This window comes from Halosimplex carlsbadense 2-9-1, assembly GCF_000337455.1.
Classification (GTDB): domain Archaea; phylum Halobacteriota; class Halobacteria; order Halobacteriales; family Haloarculaceae; genus Halosimplex; species Halosimplex carlsbadense.
Window position 1 is genome coordinate 1 of sequence record NZ_AOIU01000050.1, and the last position, 1,972, is coordinate 1,972.

Annotated in this window: 1 protein-coding gene; it reads right to left on the reverse strand. The window is 64.3% G+C overall.

All coding sequences use genetic code 11. The annotated features are described in order from the left end of the window. Window positions 1-186: 186 nt before the first annotated feature. Window positions 187-1,005, reverse strand: a complete 819-nt coding sequence (locus tag C475_RS22075; protein WP_004045523.1) for a rolling circle replication-associated protein — start codon at window positions 1,003-1,005, stop codon at window positions 187-189. Window positions 1,006-1,972 lie beyond the last annotated feature (967 nt).

Sequence of the window (1,972 nt, forward strand, 5' to 3'; positions counted from 1 at the left end):
CCGCCACAACTTACCGCCGTCTTGCGATTCTCCCACCACAATCCCTCGCCCCTCCGCTCCCTAATCGCAGGACGGCGCAAGGGTCGCCGAAAATCGAACCGACCCCACCACCCACCACAGGGACCTATAACGGTGTCTAGGGGGACCCCACCCGGCACCTCTCACCTCGCGGTGGGACCGACCGATCTAGTCTGGTGGCGGTCCTCTATCCTCGTCGCGCCGGAAGTCTCCCGACGCAGCCGACACCCAGTCCTCGACGATCGGATCCCACGCCATCAGTGACCAGTCCTCCTCGAGCGCACTGCCGTCACGATCGTCGCCGCCCGGATCGCGTGGATCGAGATCGACGTCGGCGCTAGATCCGTACCGCCGCGACCCCGACGGCAGGAACGACAGCGAGCCACGACCGAGGTACGCACTGATGTAGTGCGCCGCGTTCCGTGCGTCCACCCGCCGGATGTCCACCACCCGGCCGAGGCCGACGCGCTCGGCCAACTGCGACAGTTCCCGCTGCGGCAGGAACCGATCCACGAGCAGGTGCAGGTGCGGCCGGTCCCGCTCGTCTCCCTCGTGCCGCACCCACAGATACGACAGGTTTGGATAGCGGTCCCTCAGTTCCGTCCTCAGCGCGTTCCACCGATCGGTGATGTACTCGTGCTTCTCCTCCTTCGACGCGGGCGCTCTGCGGTCCACTGTGAGCGTCAGGAACCGACGCATCTCCGGGCGCTCCTCCGTGATCCGTTCTATCTCCTCGATCAGTCCCATCCTCAGCCGGTGGCCGCAACACTCGCAGTCCCACGAACCGCAACGGTACGACGCCTGTTCCCCCGATTCTGTCTGGTACTTCAGGTGCGCCAAGTCCTTCCGGCAGTCCGGCCGCTCCCGATCCGGCCCGCAATCCCAGTCCCGACCGAGCCGTGACTGCTCATCCAACTCGACCTCGCCGTCGACGGGATCCGCGCTCACTCCGACCACCCCGACCGACGCGATCGCGAGCTGCTCCACGAGTGGCCCGACAGCACGTCCGGCCCAGCTGGGGCGGCACTATCCGACGACCGCGACGAAGACGAGCCGGTGGCACCGCACCGCACCATAGCCACCGGCACGTCTTCTACCGCACCGCACGGTGGAACGCCTGAATTGGCGAAGCATAGCGGCTCTTGAGTTGTTCTAACTAGCGTCGAGTAAAGACCGCACCGCCGCCGCACCGCCACCGCACAAGATAGCCCCCTCCCGCCGGTCGGGGGCGTGCGGATCGGGCGGCCCTCGAGCCGGGTACGCCGGCTCTCGGGCAAATCAAGATCGCCCGATCCTTGCGGTGGATCGGCGCTTAGTCGTCCAGACCGAGCGTTTCCGTGAACCGTCGAAACACTTACTGACTCGGCTGAGAGAGGACAGAGCGAGGACGAACCCTCCGGCCAAGAGGTTTCCACCGGGCGATTCTGCCACAAATCGCGTCCGGTGGAATCGTCCGTCGCCCGGGCCTTCTCCGGGCATTCACTCACGTTGCGTAGCTTTGACTGCGACGAGAACGACTAGCCCCTTAAAGAATACTGACCTTTCACCCCGGCAGAACATCTACCTATCCCGATACTACCAACACGCCCACATATTGTTATTAGCAGTTCTAACCATAGCCAGACAGAACCCGAAACCGCATGACAGCGCAGGGGTCGCCGATCGCCCCGGAGTATCACCCATCACAACTTACCGCCGTCTTGCGATTCTTCCCCCTGTCGAATCCCGGCCCTATCCGTACAATCGCAGGACGGCGTAAGGATACCCCTGTCTGAACCGCCACAACTTACCGCCGTCTTGCGATTCTCCCACCACAATCACTCGCCCCTCCGCTCCCTAATCGCAGGACGGCGCAAGGGTCGCCGAAAATCGAACCGACCCCACCACCCACCACAGGGACCTATAACGGTGTCTAGGGGGACCCCACCCGGCACCTCTCACCTCGCGGTGGGAC